The organism is Pseudomonas sp. 8_5_2, from assembly GCF_059295255.1.
In genome coordinates, this window is the sequence record NZ_CM181238.1 from 5,269,277 (window position 1) to 5,283,959 (window position 14,683).

Sequence of the window (14,683 nt, forward strand, 5' to 3'; positions counted from 1 at the left end):
CTTACAGGCTCATTTGTGGTAAGGGTGCCCGGACAACACGGTCCAGGCGCGGTAGATCTGCTCGCCGATGAGTATCCTTACCAACGGGTGCGGCAAGGTCAGCGGCGACAGCGACCAGCGTTGCTCGGCGCGCGCGCAAACCTCAGGCGCCAGGCCTTCCGGGCCGCCCACCATCAAATTCACCGTGCGCGCATCCAGGCGCCAGCGATCCAGCTCGGTCGCCAGCTGCTCGGTGCTCCAGGGCTTGCCATGGACCTCGAGGGTGACAATGCGTTCCCCAGGCTGAACCTTGCTCAGCATGGCTTCGCCCTCCTGACGGATCAGGCGGGCGACGTCGGCATTCTTGCCTCGGGTGTTCAGCGGGATTTCCACCAGCTCCAGCGACAGCTCGGCAGGCAGGCGCTTGGCATATTCATGCCAGCCTTCCTCGACCCACTTCGGCATGCGCGAGCCGACCGCGATCAGGCGCAGACGCACAGCGCTTTCCTTATTCGCGGTCTTTGAGCTTGTCGGAGTACTCGTGGGCATGCTCCGGGTTGTGGTGCTTGCCATCGGCGGCACGGCTTTGCTCGGCACCCTGCCACAGACGCTCCAGGTCGTAGAACTGGCGAGCAGCGGCAGTCATCATGTGCACGATCACATCGTTCAGGTCCAGCAGTACCCAATCGCTGTCGCCCTTGCCTTCTTCACCCAGTGGCTGGGCGCCTTTGGCCTTGACAGCTTCGCGAACCTTTTCGGCCATCGCGTTGATCTGGCGGTTGGAGGTACCGGTAGCAATGATCATGTAATCGGTCAGGCTGTGCTTCTCGCGCACGTCGATGACCTGGATGTCCTGGGCCTTGACGTCTTCCAGCGCGGCCTTGGTCACTGCGACCAGTTCTTCGCCGTAAATTTTCTGCTTGGTCATATAAAACTCGTTCAACTCGTTGGATGAGGCGCCAGAGGCGCCGTCAGTTAGGTGCACGATACAGTTCGTGCGCCTCGATGTAGGCCAGTACGGCGTCCGGCACCAGGAACCTCACCGACTTGCCGCTGGCCAGCAGCTGTCGGATCTGTGTAGCCGACACCGCAAGCGGCGTCTGCCAGACGAACGAAATATTTCCCGCCGGGCCGGACATGGCGGCGGGATCGCTCTCCGAACGCGCAGCCAGCAGGTTGCGCAGCTCGTCAGGGGGTTCTACGTCGGCATCCGGGCGTTGCAGCACCAGGATGTGACAGTGTTGCAGTAATTCTTCCCAGCGATGCCAGCCTGGCAAGCCACAAAAGGCATCCCAGCCCAGCACCAGGAACAGCTGGTCGCTGGCGCCCAGTTCGGCGCGGATCGATTCCAGCGTATCGATGGTGTACGAAGGCTTGTCGCGCTGCAGCTCACGGGCGTCGACGCTCAGGCAAGCAACGCCCTGCACCGCTTCGCGAACCATGGCCAGGCGATGCTCGGCAGCCACCTGCGGGGTGTCGCGATGTGGCGGCCGGGCGTTGGGCAGCAGGCGCAACTCTTCGAGCCCCATGAACTCGGCCACTTCCAGCGCGCTGCGCAGGTGGCCGATGTGCACAGGGTCGAAGGTGCCGCCTAGAATGCCGATGCGCCGGACTGCCTGGGCCTTGCTCAACTCAGCAGGACCCCTGGCCGCGCAGCTGGCCGTCGCCGATCACCACGTACTTTTCGCAGGTCAGGCCTTCGAGGCCGACCGGGCCGCGGGCGTGCAGCTTGTCGGTGGAAATACCGATTTCTGCGCCCAGGCCATACTCGAAGCCATCGGCGAAGCAGGTCGGGGTGTTGAGCATGACCGAGGCAGAATCGACCTCGGCCATGAACTGGCGCGCCTCACCCTGGTGCTCGCTGATGATCGAATCGGTGTGGTGCGAACCGTAATGGTTGATGTGCTCGATGGCCTGATCCAGACCGTCGACCACACGCACCGACAGGATCGCGTCCAGGTACTCGGTGTGCCAGTCGTCCTCGGTCGCCGGCTTGGCGTCGATGATCGCCCGGGTGCGCTCGCAGCCGCGCAACTCCACGCCCTTCTCCAGGAAGCGACGGGCCATTTCGGGCAGGAAGCGTTCGGCCACCTGCTGGTCTACCAGCAGGGTTTCCATCGCGCCACAGATGCCGTACCGGTAGGTCTTGGCGTTGAACGCCACGTTCCAGGCCTTTTCCAGGTCGGCATGCGGGCTGACATAGATGTGGCAGATGCCATCGAGGTGCTTGATCACCGGCACGCGGGCATCACGACTGATGCGCTCGATCAGGCCACGGCCGCCACGCGGCACGATGACATCGACGAACTCGGGCATGCTGATCAGCGCGCCCACGGCTTCGCGGTCGGTGGTCTCCACTACCTGCACCACCGCCGCCGGCAAGCCGGCAGCCGCCAGGCCACGCTGGATGCAGGTGGCGATGGCGCGGTTGGAGTGGATGGCTTCGGAGCCACCACGCAGGATGGTCGCGTTGCCCGACTTCAGGCACAAGCTGGCGGCATCGATGGTCACGTTCGGGCGCGACTCGTAGATGATCCCGATCACCCCCAGCGGCGCGCGCATCTTGCCGACCTGAATACCCGATGGGCGGTAGCTCATGTCGCGGATGGCGCCGACCGGGTCCGGCAAGCTGGCCACCTGGCGCAGGCCGGTGATCATGCCGTCGATGCGCGCAGGGGTCAGCGCCAGGCGGTCGAGCAACGCCGGCTCGAGGCCATTGGCGCGGCCGGCAGCCAGGTCCAGCTCGTTGGCGGCAGCAAGCTCGGCACGCGCGGCATCAAGCGCATCGCCGGCGGCCTGCAGGGCGCGGTTCTTCTGCGCGGTGCTGGCACGGCCGATCACCCGGGAAGCTTCACGGGCAGCGCGACCCAGGCGGGTCATATAGTCAAGAACGGACTCAGTCATGGGTTCGGTGTCTTGGCGAAGGGGAAATCGGCTGATTATAACTGCCGCGCAGGTGTACGCCCAGCGGTGGGTGGCGGATGGTAGAAAATGGCTGTTCGGCCATAGCCTTCCTGCGCCTGGGCCACTGCGACAACGAAACATGCAGATACCAATCACCTCCCTCACCGGTTCAGCCTGGATTAAGCCATTCATTGCTATCATCCCCGCCTTCCCAGCCGCGAAATGCCAGCATGCCAGCCCTGCCCGACAGCTTTTTCGACCGTGACGCCCAAACGCTGGCCAAGGCCCTGCTGGGCAAGGTCATCCGTCATCGCCATGGCAACCTGTGGCTGGCCGCGCGAATCATCGAGACCGAGGCCTACTACCTTACCGACAAAGGCAGCCATGCCTCGCTCGGCTATACCGAAAAGCGCAAGGCACTGTTCCTCGACGGTGGCCACATCTACATGTACTACGCCCGCGGCGGCGACTCACTGAACTTCAGCGCCCACGGGCCGGGCAACGCAGTGCTGATCAAGTCCGCCTATCCTTGGCAGGACGCCCTGTCCGGGCCGAACAGCCTGGCGCAAATGCAACTGAACAACCCCGACGCAGGCGGCAAAATACGCCCGGCGGAGCGCCTGTGCGCCGGCCAGACCCTGCTGTGCCGAGCCCTGGGCCTTAAAGTACCGGCCTGGGATGCTCAGCGCTTCGACCCCGAACGCCTGTACGTGGACGACTGCGGCCTTGCCGTACCGCGGGTAATCCAGGCCGCGCGCCTGGGCATCCCGCATGGCCGCGACGAGCACCTGCCGTACCGCTTCGTCGACGCCGAATACGCCCGCTTCTGCACCCGGAACCCACTGCGCCGGGGCCAAGTCGAAGGGCAAGACTTCATCACTCTCGAACAAGGAAGCTGAACCATGGGCCAATGGCTCGACAGCCTTACCGGCTGGCTAAGCGCCAACCCACAGTGGCTTGGCGTGGCAATTTTCCTGGTGGCCTGCATCGAATGCCTGGCCATCGCCGGCATCGTCGTGCCCGGCACTGTCCTGCTGTTTGCGGTAGCCGTGCTGGCCGGGAGCGGTGCCTTCACCCTCGGTGAAACGCTGCTGCTGGGGTTTCTCGGCGGCTTGCTGGGCGATGCCCTGTCGTACACGGTGGGCAAGTACTTCCACCAGAACATTCGCCGCCTGCCGCTGCTGCGCCACCACCCCGAATGGATCGGTAGCGCCGAAACCTACTTCCAGCGCTATGGTATCGCCAGCCTGCTGGTGGGGCGCTTCATCGGGCCGCTGCGGCCGATGCTGCCGATGGTCGCGGGCATGTTCGACATGCCCCTGCCACGCTTCATCGCCGTCAGCCTGGTGGCCGGCGCTGGCTGGTCGGTAGCCTACCTGCTACCGGGCTGGGCCACTGGCGCGGCCATGCGCCTGCCTCTGCCTGAAGGCTTCTGGCTGGATGCCGGGATCATCGCCGGCACCCTGGCGGTCATCATCGGCCTGAGCCTGAACAGCAGCATTCGCGATCAACGTCACGGCACGCGACTGGTGGCCGGCCTGAGTTTCCTCGCCCTGGCCGGGATTTTCCTCGGCTGGCCGTACCTGCACGAATTCGACCAAGGTGTGATGACGCTGGTGCAGGAGCATCGCAGCCAGGCCATTGACGGCACCGTGGTGCTGGTGACCCGGCTGGGTGACTTCCGCACCCAGTTCTTCCTGGGCGGCCTGCTCACCGGCCTGCTGCTGCTTGCGCGGCAATGGCGGCATGCGTTCTTCGCCGGCGGTGCATTGATGGGCACCGCGATTGCCAACGGCTCGCTGAAATGGCTGTTCGCCCGCGCCCGGCCAGAGGTGCTGAGCGATCCGCTGACCAGCTACAGCATGCCCAGCGGGCACAGCTCGGCGTCGTTTGCGTTCTTTCTGGTAATGGCGGTGCTCGCCGGGCGCGGCCAGCCGCCACGGCTACGCCTGACCTGGGTAATGCTGGGCTGTATTCCGGCACTGGCGATTGCCCTGTCGCGGGTGTACCTGGGTGCGCACTGGCCCACCGACATCATGGCCGGCGCCCTGCTGGCGTGCTGCGTATGTGCACTCAGCCTGACCCTGGTGCAGCATCGCCAGCCCCTGCCGGCGTTGCCGCAACGGGTGTGGTGGCTGGTGCTGCCGGCCTGCGTTGCGTTGCTCGCATTCTTTGCCATGCATGCGTTGCCGCAGGCTTTGCTGCGCTATCAGTATTGAGGCCGGTGCAGGTAACCCAGAATCATCAGGCGAACAGCTCACCCTGAATCCGCTCCAGCAGCTTCTGGATCTCCCCCAGCCGCTGCTGCGGCGAGTCGAGGGTCAACAAGTCCAGCTTGTCCTCTTCCATGAACGGCAGCAGATACGCCAGCTGGTTGGCCAGCGCCTGGCGCCCGTCCACCGGGCGCGGCATGTCCAGCGCTTCGACCATCGGGTGTTCGCCCAGGGCCACCAGCAAGGCCAGCAGGTCGTCGTCCGCTTCTTGCAGCGGGCTGTCCGGATCCTCTGGCAGCCACTGCACCTGCCCCACCAGCAACTGGTCCTTCTGCACCTCGGTGCTCTGCAGGCTGAAGCGCCGCACGCCTTCGACCCGAATGCCCAGCAAGCCGTTGTCCTGCTGCACGAAATCGCGGATCACCGCCTCACAGCCAACCGAAGCGACCACCGGCGGCGCCTTGCCGACCTGGTCGCCTTCGAGGATGCACACCACTCCAAAACCTTCGCCCTGCTTCATGCAGCGCCCGATCATGTCCAGATAGCGCGCCTCGAAAATCTGCAAATCCAGAAAGCAGCCAGGAAAAAGCACGGTATTGAGCGGAAATAGCGGTAGCGTCATTTCAAGTCCTCAAGCCACCAGGCTGACCGCAAGCGGCAGGAACACCGCCGTGGCCACCCCCATCAGGCTCATCGCCAACGCGGCAAAGGCGCCGCACTCGTCACTTTCCTGCAGGGCCACCGAAGTGCCCACCGCATGCGCGGTCACGCCCAGCGACATACCGCGCGCCTCGGGGCTGTGCACACCGAAGCGTGTCAGCAGCGCTGGGCCGAAAATGGCCCCAATCACCCCGGTAATCAGTACGAACACCGCCGCCAGGGCTGCCACGCCACCAATCTGCTCGGCTACCAGCATGGCAATCGGCGAGGTCACCGACTTCGGCGCCATGGTCATCAGGATCATGTGTTCCGCCCCGAACCACCAGCCCAGCAACAGGCAGCACAGCGTGGCGAACAGGCCTCCGATTACCAGCGTAGTAAATGTGGGCCAGAACAGCTGCCGGATACGCCGCAGGTTGAGATACAGCGGCACGGCCAGGGCGACGGTGGCGGGCCCCAGCAGGATATTCATGATTTCGGTGCTTTTGCGGTATTCGCGATAGTCGATGCCGCACAGCAGCAGCACGCCAATCACCAGCAACATCGACACCAGTACCGGCTGGAGGAATATCCAGCGGGTTTTCTCATAGGCCGCCAGCACGACCTGATAGGCTCCCAGCGTGATCCCGATACCGAATAAAGGATGATGAACGACCGCGTCGAGCGTGCCTTGCCAGTCCAGCATCATGGCTGCTCCTCGCGCTTGCCCTGGCGGTGGATGAGCTTTTGCATCAACACGCCGACGAACACCAGGGTGGCCAGGCAGGAAATCAGCAACGCCCCGGCAATGGCCCAGAAATCGGCAGCGATGTCCTTGGCGTATACCATCACCCCCACTGCCGGCGGCACCAGCAACAGCGGCAGGTAGCGCAACAGGCTGCTGGCGGCCTCGTTCAGCGGTTTGCCGACCTCACCGCGCGCCATGAGGAAGAACAACAGCAGCACCAGGCCGATGATCGGCCCAGGCAAAAAAGGCACCAGCAGGTGATTGATCGCCGTTCCCAACAACTGGAACAGCACCAGCCAGGTCAAACCACGCAACAGCATAAGCATCTCCCTCAGGCATTGCGGTCATTATAAGCACGCGCCGCGATAGATCGATATTCGCTGAAAAGCAGGCAACTTGACTGAAACGTTTGGCCGTGCTGATCTTGCACTTTCGTACCAACTGACAACCCGGAGAGTCCGCGATGCCCTATGTACCGGTTACAGAGCTTTCGCAATACGTTGGTAAGGAACTGGGCCGCTCGGCCTGGCTGAAGATCGACCAGCAGCGCATCAACCTGTTCGCCGAAGCGACGGGCGATTTCCAGTTCATCCATGTCGACCCGGAAAAGGCGGCAAAAACCCCGTTTGGCTGCACGATCGCCCATGGTTTCCTGACCTTGTCGCTGATTCCCAAGCTGATCGAAGACATCCTGGTCCTGCCGCAAGGGCTGAAAATGGTGGTGAACTATGGGCTCGACAGCGTGCGCTTCATACAGCCGGTCAAGGTCGACAGCCAGGTGCGGCTGAAGGTGGAACTGGCCGAGGTGGCGGAGAAGAAGCCAGGGCAATGGTTGCTCAAGGCAATTGCCACGCTGGAGATCGAAGGTGATGAGAAGCCTGCTTATATAGCCGAATCGCTGTCGTTGTGTTTCGTCTGAGCCCCGCATGATCGGACTGCACGGCAGCCCGATTCAATCCACAAACCCTGCGCACTCGCGTAAACTGCCAGCCTTCGCGCAGCCTAGGGTTTGTACGAAAAGTCGCCGAGCGGCGATCAAGCAAGGCGAAAACAGGCGAGGAACGGCCGGGGTCGCGCCCGACTTTGCTGGTTGCAAATGAGCATTCCGAGCCTGTTTTCTACGCAGCATGATCGTCGCGCAGGCACTTTTCGTACAAAGCCTAGGGCTGCCCCTGTCGATTTACCAAAGGTGCCCGCCATGCCTTGGCTGCAAGTACGCCTGGCCATCAGCCCGGAACAAGCCGAAACCTACGAAGACGCCCTGCTTGAAGTGGGCGCCGTTTCGGTCACGTTCATGGATGCCGAAGATCAACCGATCTTCGAACCCGACCTCAACACCACCCCGCTGTGGTCGCACACCCACCTGCTGGCCCTGTTCGAGGCCGATGCCGAGCCCGAGCAGGTGTTCTCCCACCTGCGCCTGCTGACCGGCGCCGAGTTGCCCGAGCATCAGGCCGAGGTGATCGAGGACCAGGACTGGGAACGCAGCTGGATGGACAACTTCCAGCCGATGCGCTTCGGCCGCCGCCTGTGGATCGTGCCCAGCTGGCACGAAGCCCCGGACAAGGACGCGGTAAACCTGCTGCTCGACCCGGGCCTGGCTTTCGGCACCGGCACCCACCCTACTACTGCGCTGTGCCTGGAATGGCTCGACGGCCAGCAGATCGAAGGCACCCAGGTGCTGGACTTCGGCTGCGGCTCGGGCATCCTCGCCATCGCAGCGCTGCTGCTGGGCGCGCGGGAAGCAGTCGGTACCGACATCGACGTGCAGGCCATCGAGGCTTCGCGGGACAATGCCCAGCGCAACGGCATTGCCGATGAGAAGCTGGCGCTGTACCTGCCCGAGCACATGCCTGCAATGCAGGCCGATGTGCTGGTCGCCAACATCCTCGCCGGCCCGCTGGTATCGCTGGCACCGCAGTTGTCCGGGCTGGTGCGCCCAGGTGGCCTGCTGGCGCTGTCGGGCATTCTTGCCGAACAAGGTGAGGAAGTTGCCGCGGCCTACGCTGCCGACTTCGAGCTGGACCCGATCGTCGTGCGCGACGGCTGGGTGCGCATCAGTGGTCGCCGCCGTTAAGCAGGCCTAGAATACCTTTCTGCACATCTCCCGGATCGCCGCATGACCGACAGTTTCGTCACCCAGTGCCCGCATTGCCAGACCAGCTTTCGCGTCACCCACCACCAGTTGAGCGTGGCCCGCGGGGTGGTGCGCTGCGGCCACTGCCTGCAGGTGTTCAATGCCGCCAAGCAGTTGCTGGAGCAGACCCGCACCGCTAGCGCCAGCGCACCACTGGTGCCTGCACCGGCACCTGTTGCTGCGGCGCCTGCCGAGCCGGTGGTCGAGCCGGTGGTCGAGCCGGTGATCCCCGCCAAGCCTGCCATCAGCGAGCGCAGTAGCACCCATGACCAGGACTGGGCGCTTACTGCCCAGGCGCTGGACGCGCTCGACCTGGACAAGGAGCTGGAACGCCTTGAGCGTCGCGGCCAACCTGCGCCGGCGCGCTCGTCCAACCTGGACGATGGCTTGCAGGCGCGGCGTGACGAGCTGCAGCCGGACGAACATGCCGACGATTTGTTCGGGACAGCCACCGATGACCGCTTCGAGCCGGCGCACAGCGCAGAACCCACGCCCGTGTTGCTGGAGACGGCGAACGTTGAGCAGGAGCCGGACCTGGGTCCCGCCGCCGGTGAGCGCACCGAACCGACCCTGGGTGCCAGCCTGGACCTGGACATCGACGACGAGCCGCCCGTTCGCCGCGGCGTCGAAATCGACGAACCTGAGGAACCCGGCGAGCCGCTGCGGGACATTGATGAAACGATTCCGGAAAAAGGCCTGAGTGCCCGCGACGATGAGCCGATGGCATTTCACCTGTCCGGGCGTGACGACGACCCCGTCGAAGCGCTGCCGGGCGAGCGCCTGGAACCAGGCCTGACCAGCAAACCTGAGCGGCCATCGCGCAAGGAGCCGCTGGTCGATGTGGTCGACGATCCGCTGCAACTGGGCTGGGAAAAGCCTGCCGCCAACTGGGGCAAGCGCCTGCTGTGGGGCCTGCTGACCTTGCTGGCGGCGGGCCTGCTCGCGTTCCAGTACGTGTGGTTCCACTTCGACGAAATGGCCCGCCAGGACCAGTACCGACCACTCTTCCAGCAGATCTGCCCGATGGTCGGCTGCCAGGTGCCAACGCGCGTCGACATTGCCCGGATCAAGAGCAGCAATCTGGTCGTGCGCAGCCACCCGGACTTCAAGGGTGCGCTGATCGTCGACGCGATCATCTACAACCGCGCGCCGTTTGCCCAGCCGTTTCCGCTGCTGGAACTGCGCTTTGCCGACCTGAATGGGCAGTTGATCGCCAGCCGGCGCTTCAAGCCCAGCGAGTATTTGTCCGGTGAACTGGCCGGGCGCGGCGAAATGCCCAGCCAGACCCCGATCCATATCGCCCTGGACATCCTCGACCCGGGCCCCAAGGCCGTCAACTACAGCCTGAGCTTCCGCTCCCCGGAATAAAGGCAGGCCTGCAGGGGCTGCTTTTCAGCCCCGGGCGCTCGTTCGTACCAAATGTCATAAGCCGACAACTGTTCAGATTTTATCCAAATCCATCTTTATCCGGTCACCGAGAGCGGGTATCATGCCAACCCTTTTTCGAACTCCAAGATTCGGCCCCACAACAGGGATCACCTATGTCGGCGGTACGCATCGGCCCATACACACTACGTAACAACCTGATCCTCGCGCCAATGGCCGGGGTCACGGACCAGCCTTTCCGTACACTTTGCAAGCGCCTGGGCGCGGGCATGGTGGTGTCGGAGATGGTCTCCAGCGACATGAGCCTGTGGAACAGCCGCAAGTCGAGCCTGCGCCGCATCCATGAAGGTGATCCCGAGCCACGCTCGGTCCAGATCGCCGGCGGTGATGCGCAGATGATGGCAGCGGCGGCAAGGGCCAACGTCGAAGCAGGTGCCCAGATCATCGATATCAACATGGGCTGCCCGGCAAAAAAAGTCTGCAACAAAGCCGCAGGCTCTGCTTTATTGAGAGATGAAGCCTTGGTCAGCGAAATCCTCCACGCCGTAGTCGGCGCCGTGGATGTACCGGTGACCCTGAAGATCCGCACCGGTTGGGACCGGGCGAACAAGAACGGCCTGAACGTGGCGCAAATCGCCGAGCAGGCTGGCATCCAGGCGCTGGCGGTGCATGGCCGCACACGCGCCGACCTGTACACGGGCGAAGCCGAATACGACACCATCGCTGCCATCAAGCAGGCGGTGTCGATCCCGGTTTTTGCCAACGGCGATATCACCTCGCCAGAAAAGGCCCGGGCGGTGCTGGACGCCACCGGGGTCGATGGCCTGCTGATTGGCCGGGCCGCCCAAGGGCGGCCATGGATCTTTCGCGAGATCGAGCATTACCTGCGCACTGGCGAACACCTGCCAGCGCCGCAACTGGACGAAGTGGAACGCATCCTGCTGGAGCACCTGGCCGCGCTGCATGCCTTCTATGGCGATGTGATGGGCGTTCGTATCGCCCGCAAGCACGTTGGTTGGTACCTGGCGACACGACCCGGCGGCAAGGAGTTTCGCTCCCGGTTCAACGCTTTGGAAGACACACAAGCGCAGTGCGCCAACGTTCGCGCGTTTTTCGCCGAACGTCGACAGAGCCTTGAGACAGAGGACGGACAAGGGGTGGCCGCATGACGATGATGACCGAGAATTTTGTGAGTGGAACAACGCCCGTGAGCGACAACGCCAACCTGAAACAGCACCTCAACACGCCGAGCGAAGAGGGCCAGACCCTTCGCGACAGCGTCGAGAAGGCGCTGCACAACTACTTCGCCCACCTGGAAGGCGCGACCGTGACGGACGTGTACAACCTGGTGCTCTCCGAAGTCGAGGCGCCCCTGCTCGAAAGTGTGATGAACTACGTGAAGGGCAACCAGACCAAGGCCAGCGAGATGCTCGGGCTGAACCGAGGCACCCTGCGCAAGAAGCTCAAGCAGTACGACTTGTTGTAAGCCAGAATCCCAACCAGAAAAGGCGGCTCCCTGAACAGAGGCGCCTTTTTTGCTGAATCCACCGCGTTATTGGAACCCGAAATGACCGACCAGACTACCCGCCTGCCAGTCCGCCGCGCCCTGATCAGCGTCTCCGACAAGACCGGTATCCTCGAATTCGCCCGTGAGCTGCAGCAGCTCGGTGTCGAGATCCTGTCCACCGGCGGCACCTACAAGCTGCTCAAGGACAACGGCGTCAACGCGGTGGAAGTGGCCGACTACACCGGCTTTGCCGAAATGATGGATGGCCGGGTCAAGACCCTGCACCCGAAGATCCACGGCGGCATCCTTGGCCGTCGCGGCACCGACGACGCCATCATGACCGAGCACGGTATCAAGCCGATCGACCTGGTTGCGGTCAACCTGTACCCGTTCGAAGCCACCATTTCCAAGCCTGGCTGTGACCTGCCGACCGCCATCGAGAACATCGACATCGGCGGCCCGACCATGGTCCGTTCGGCTGCCAAGAACCACAAGGACGTGGCCATCGTGGTCAACGCCAGCGACTACGCCGGCATCGTCGAAGGCCTCAAGGCCGGCGGCCTGACCTACGCCCAGCGCTTCGACCTGATGCTCAAGGCGTTCGAGCACACTGCCGCCTACGACGGCATGATCGCCAACTACATGGGCACCATCGACCAGGCCAAGGACACCCTGAGCACTGAAGCGCGCAGCCAGTTCCCGCGCACCTTCAACAGCCAGTTCGTCAAGGCCCAGGAAATGCGCTACGGCGAGAACCCGCACCAGAGCGCGGCGTTCTACGTGGAGGCCAAGAAAGGCGAAGCCAGCATTTCCAGCGCCATCCAGCTGCAAGGCAAGGAACTGTCGTTCAACAACGTGGCCGACACCGACGCCGCGCTGGAGTGCGTGAAGAGCTTCGTCAAGCCAGCCTGCGTCATCGTCAAGCACGCCAACCCGTGCGGCGTGGCCGTGGTACCGGAAGACGAAGGCGGCATCCGCAAGGCCTATGACCTGGCCTACGCCACCGACACCGAGTCGGCGTTCGGCGGCATCATCGCCTTCAACCGCGAGCTGGACGGCGAAACGGCCAAGGCCATTGTCGAGCGCCAGTTCGTCGAAGTGATCATCGCCCCGAAAATTTCCCAGGCTGCCCGCGACGTAGTGGCTGCCAAGCAGAACGTTCGCCTGCTGGAATGCGGCGAGTGGCCTGCCGAGCGCGCTGCCGGTTGGGACTTCAAGCGCGTCAACGGTGGCCTGCTGGTGCAGAGCCGCGATATCGGCATGATCACCGCCGATGACCTCAAAATCGTTACCAAGCGTGCACCGACCGAGCAAGAGATCCACGACCTGGTATTCGCCTGGAAGGTGGCCAAGTTCGTCAAGTCCAACGCCATCGTCTACGCCAAGCAGCGCCAGACCATCGGCGTCGGCGCCGGCCAGATGAGCCGCGTCAACTCCGCACGCATTGCTGCAATCAAGGCCGAGCATGCTGGCCTGCAGGTGCAGGGCGCGGTCATGGCGTCGGATGCGTTCTTCCCGTTCCGTGACGGCATCGACAATGCGGCGAAAGTGGGTATCAGCGCCGTGATCCAGCCGGGTGGCTCGATGCGTGATGCCGAGGTGATTGCCGCCGCTGACGAAGCCGGCATCGCTATGGTATTCACCGGCATGCGCCACTTCCGCCACTAATCAAGATGGCCGGCCGGTCCCAGGTCCCTGTGGGAGCGGGTTCACCCGCGAATGCGATGCTGGATTCACCGCCGCATTCTCGGGTGAACCCGCTCCCACAGGGGCCGGTACTGCCGCCAAACATGAGGTTTTGACATGAAAGTTTTGATCATTGGCAGCGGCGGCCGTGAGCACGCCCTGGCCTGGAAAGTCGCCCAGGACCCACGCGTCGAGAAAGTCTTCGTTGCCCCTGGCAACGCTGGCACCGCCATTGAAGCCAAGTGCGAGAACGTTGCCATCGACGTGTGCGCTCTGGAGCAACTGGCCGATTTCGCCGAGAAAAACGTTGACCTGACCATCGTCGGCCCGGAAGCGCCGCTGGTCATCGGCGTGGTCGACCTGTTCCGCAGCCGCGGCCTGGACTGCTTCGGCCCAACCAAGGGCGCGGCCCAGCTGGAAGGCTCCAAGGCCTTCACCAAGGACTTCCTGGCGCGTCACAAGATCCCGACCGCCGACTACCAGAATTTCACCGAAATCGAGCCGGCGCTGGCCTACCTGCAAGAAAAAGGCGCACCGATCGTGATCAAGGCCGACGGCCTGGCCGCGGGCAAGGGCGTTATCGTTGCCATGACCCTCGAAGAAGCCGAAGCCGCCGTGCGTGACATGCTGGCCGGCAACGCCTTCGGTGAGGCAGGCTCGCGCGTGGTGATCGAAGAGTTCCTCGACGGCGAAGAAGCCAGCTTCATCGTCATGGTCGACGGCCATAACGTGCTGCCCATGGCCACCAGCCAGGACCACAAGCGCGTCGGCGACCAGGACACCGGCCCGAACACCGGCGGCATGGGTGCCTACTCCCCTGCCCCGGTGGTCACCGCCGATGTGCACCAGCGGGTGATGGACCAGGTCATCTGGCCGACCGTGCGCGGCATGGCCGAGGAAGGCAACGTCTACACCGGCTTCCTCTACGCCGGCCTGATGATCGACAAGGCAGGCAACCCCAAGGTCATCGAGTTCAACTGCCGTTTCGGCGACCCGGAAACCCAGCCAGTCATGCTGCGCCTGGAGTCGAGCCTGGTGCTGCTGATCGAAGCAGCCTTCGCCAAGGCGCTGGACAAGGTCGAAGCACAATGGGACCCGCGCCCGAGCCTGGGCGTGGTACTGGCAGCTGGCGGTTACCCGGGCGACTACGCCAAGGGCGACGTGATCCACGGCCTGGACGCTGCGGCGAAGATCGAAGGCAAGGTGTTCCATGCCGGTACTTCGCTCAAGGATGGCCAAGTGACCAGCAACGGCGGGCGCGTGCTGTGTGCCACCGCCATGGGCAGCACTGTTGCCGATGCCCAGCAGCAGGCGTACCGCCTGGCCAGGGAAGTAAGCTGGAACGGCAGCTTCTACCGCACCGACATCGGCTATCGGGCCATCGCCCGCGAGCGCGGTGAACACCAGCAGTAAACACTGGCGGAACGCCGTAGCGCTTTCAGCCTACGGCATCCGGCTCGTCGACAGGGCCCGGCATGGGCCTT

General features: G+C 63.7%; 16 protein-coding genes. 9 read left to right on the plus strand and 7 right to left on the minus strand.

Going from position 1 to position 14,683, the window contains the following annotated elements; all coding sequences use genetic code 11:
- Positions 1-9 precede the first annotated feature (9 nt).
- From rlmH to AC5O5R_RS24140, 4 genes are read right to left on the minus strand one after another with little or no spacing between them, the layout of a single operon-like run.
- Positions 10-477 (minus strand): 23S rRNA (pseudouridine(1915)-N(3))-methyltransferase RlmH, encoded by a 468-nt coding sequence (gene rlmH, locus AC5O5R_RS24125; RefSeq protein ID WP_003249722.1) that lies wholly within the window; start codon positions 475-477, stop codon positions 10-12.
- A 10-nt stretch (positions 478-487) separates the two neighbouring features.
- The gene (gene rsfS, locus AC5O5R_RS24130) at positions 488-907 is read right to left on the minus strand and encodes a ribosome silencing factor (RefSeq protein ID WP_172223824.1); all 420 of its coding nucleotides are present in this window, start codon (positions 905-907) and stop codon (positions 488-490) included.
- 43 nt (positions 908-950) lie between these two features.
- The gene (gene nadD / locus AC5O5R_RS24135; protein ID WP_494514774.1) at positions 951-1,610 is read right to left on the minus strand and encodes a nicotinate-nucleotide adenylyltransferase; all 660 of its coding nucleotides are present in this window, start codon (positions 1,608-1,610) and stop codon (positions 951-953) included.
- A 1-nt stretch (position 1,611) separates the two neighbouring features.
- The gene (locus tag AC5O5R_RS24140) at positions 1,612-2,883 is read right to left on the minus strand and encodes a glutamate-5-semialdehyde dehydrogenase (protein ID WP_172286805.1); all 1,272 of its coding nucleotides are present in this window, start codon (positions 2,881-2,883) and stop codon (positions 1,612-1,614) included.
- A gap of 230 nt (positions 2,884-3,113) precedes the next feature.
- On the opposite strand from AC5O5R_RS24140, the gene AC5O5R_RS24145 reads away from it, so the two are divergent.
- Both AC5O5R_RS24145 and AC5O5R_RS24150 read left to right on the plus strand, forming a co-directional pair.
- Entirely contained in the window at positions 3,114-3,782 is a 669-nt protein-coding gene (locus AC5O5R_RS24145) for a DNA-3-methyladenine glycosylase (RefSeq protein WP_172286804.1), read from the plus strand.
- A 3-nt stretch (positions 3,783-3,785) separates the two neighbouring features.
- The gene (locus tag AC5O5R_RS24150) at positions 3,786-5,102 is read left to right on the plus strand and encodes a bifunctional DedA family/phosphatase PAP2 family protein (protein ID WP_172227617.1); all 1,317 of its coding nucleotides are present in this window, start codon (positions 3,786-3,788) and stop codon (positions 5,100-5,102) included.
- 25 nt (positions 5,103-5,127) lie between these two features.
- On the opposite strand, the gene AC5O5R_RS24155 is transcribed toward AC5O5R_RS24150, so the two are convergent.
- Genes AC5O5R_RS24155 through AC5O5R_RS24165 form a run of 3 tightly spaced genes read right to left on the minus strand, consistent with a single transcriptional unit; the run spans position 5,128 to position 6,803 of the window.
- Entirely contained in the window at positions 5,128-5,718 is a 591-nt protein-coding gene (locus AC5O5R_RS24155; RefSeq protein ID WP_172286803.1) for an LON peptidase substrate-binding domain-containing protein, read from the minus strand.
- A gap of 9 nt (positions 5,719-5,727) precedes the next feature.
- Positions 5,728-6,444 (minus strand): LrgB family protein, encoded by a 717-nt coding sequence (locus AC5O5R_RS24160; protein ID WP_172227621.1) that lies wholly within the window; start codon positions 6,442-6,444, stop codon positions 5,728-5,730.
- Entirely contained in the window at positions 6,441-6,803 is a 363-nt protein-coding gene (locus AC5O5R_RS24165) for a CidA/LrgA family protein (protein WP_172227623.1), read from the minus strand. Before AC5O5R_RS24165 ends, AC5O5R_RS24160 begins: the two co-directional genes overlap by 4 nt.
- A 143-nt stretch (positions 6,804-6,946) precedes the next feature.
- On the opposite strand from AC5O5R_RS24165, the gene AC5O5R_RS24170 reads away from it, so the two are divergent.
- The 7 genes from AC5O5R_RS24170 to purD all read left to right on the plus strand — a co-directional run bounded on the left by AC5O5R_RS24170 (position 6,947) and on the right by purD (position 14,612).
- Positions 6,947-7,402 (plus strand): MaoC family dehydratase, encoded by a 456-nt coding sequence (locus tag AC5O5R_RS24170; RefSeq protein ID WP_172227625.1) that lies wholly within the window; start codon positions 6,947-6,949, stop codon positions 7,400-7,402.
- 279 nt (positions 7,403-7,681) lie between these two features.
- A complete protein-coding gene (prmA, locus tag AC5O5R_RS24175) occupies positions 7,682-8,560 on the plus strand; it encodes a 50S ribosomal protein L11 methyltransferase (RefSeq protein WP_172227627.1) in 879 nt (292 codons plus the stop codon).
- Positions 8,561-8,602: 42 nt separating this feature from the next.
- Positions 8,603-9,988: a DUF3426 domain-containing protein gene (locus AC5O5R_RS24180; RefSeq protein WP_494514775.1), complete on the plus strand. Its 1,386-nt coding sequence runs from the start codon at positions 8,603-8,605 to the stop codon at positions 9,986-9,988.
- A gap of 173 nt (positions 9,989-10,161) precedes the next feature.
- The gene (gene dusB, locus AC5O5R_RS24185; protein WP_172227631.1) at positions 10,162-11,175 is read left to right on the plus strand and encodes a tRNA dihydrouridine synthase DusB; all 1,014 of its coding nucleotides are present in this window, start codon (positions 10,162-10,164) and stop codon (positions 11,173-11,175) included.
- Complete coding sequence (fis, locus tag AC5O5R_RS24190) at positions 11,172-11,492, plus strand: DNA-binding transcriptional regulator Fis (protein WP_003249693.1); 321 nt, start codon at positions 11,172-11,174, stop codon at positions 11,490-11,492. The genes dusB and fis overlap by 4 nt, the downstream gene beginning before the upstream one ends.
- Before the next feature lie 81 nt (positions 11,493-11,573).
- The gene (purH, locus tag AC5O5R_RS24195; RefSeq protein ID WP_172227633.1) at positions 11,574-13,181 is read left to right on the plus strand and encodes a bifunctional phosphoribosylaminoimidazolecarboxamide formyltransferase/IMP cyclohydrolase; all 1,608 of its coding nucleotides are present in this window, start codon (positions 11,574-11,576) and stop codon (positions 13,179-13,181) included.
- Between the two features lie 135 nt (positions 13,182-13,316).
- Positions 13,317-14,612, plus strand: coding sequence for a phosphoribosylamine--glycine ligase (gene purD / locus AC5O5R_RS24200; protein WP_172286801.1), 1,296 nt, complete (start codon positions 13,317-13,319; stop codon positions 14,610-14,612).
- The last annotated feature ends 71 nt before the right edge of the window (positions 14,613-14,683 follow it).

Coding starts and splice junctions, on each gene's coding strand:
- rsfS (WP_172223824.1), bottom strand. CDS start 907: ATGACCAAGCAGAAAATTTACGGCGAAGAACTGGTCGCAGTGACCAAG.
- AC5O5R_RS24140 (WP_172286805.1), bottom strand. CDS start 2,883: ATGACTGAGTCCGTTCTTGACTATATGACCCGCCTGGGTCGCGCTGCC.
- AC5O5R_RS24145 (WP_172286804.1), top strand. CDS start 3,114: ATGCCAGCCCTGCCCGACAGCTTTTTCGACCGTGACGCCCAAACGCTG.
- AC5O5R_RS24150 (WP_172227617.1), top strand. CDS start 3,786: ATGGGCCAATGGCTCGACAGCCTTACCGGCTGGCTAAGCGCCAACCCA.
- AC5O5R_RS24155 (WP_172286803.1), bottom strand. CDS start 5,718: ATGACGCTACCGCTATTTCCGCTCAATACCGTGCTTTTTCCTGGCTGC.
- AC5O5R_RS24160 (WP_172227621.1), bottom strand. CDS start 6,444: ATGATGCTGGACTGGCAAGGCACGCTCGACGCGGTCGTTCATCATCCT.
- AC5O5R_RS24165 (WP_172227623.1), bottom strand. CDS start 6,803: ATGCTGTTGCGTGGTTTGACCTGGCTGGTGCTGTTCCAGTTGTTGGGA.
- AC5O5R_RS24170 (WP_172227625.1), top strand. CDS start 6,947: ATGCCCTATGTACCGGTTACAGAGCTTTCGCAATACGTTGGTAAGGAA.
- prmA (WP_172227627.1), top strand. CDS start 7,682: ATGCCTTGGCTGCAAGTACGCCTGGCCATCAGCCCGGAACAAGCCGAA.
- AC5O5R_RS24180 (WP_494514775.1), top strand. CDS start 8,603: ATGACCGACAGTTTCGTCACCCAGTGCCCGCATTGCCAGACCAGCTTT.
- dusB (WP_172227631.1), top strand. CDS start 10,162: ATGTCGGCGGTACGCATCGGCCCATACACACTACGTAACAACCTGATC.
- fis (WP_003249693.1), top strand. CDS start 11,172: ATGACGATGATGACCGAGAATTTTGTGAGTGGAACAACGCCCGTGAGC.
- purH (WP_172227633.1), top strand. CDS start 11,574: ATGACCGACCAGACTACCCGCCTGCCAGTCCGCCGCGCCCTGATCAGC.
- purD (WP_172286801.1), top strand. CDS start 13,317: ATGAAAGTTTTGATCATTGGCAGCGGCGGCCGTGAGCACGCCCTGGCC.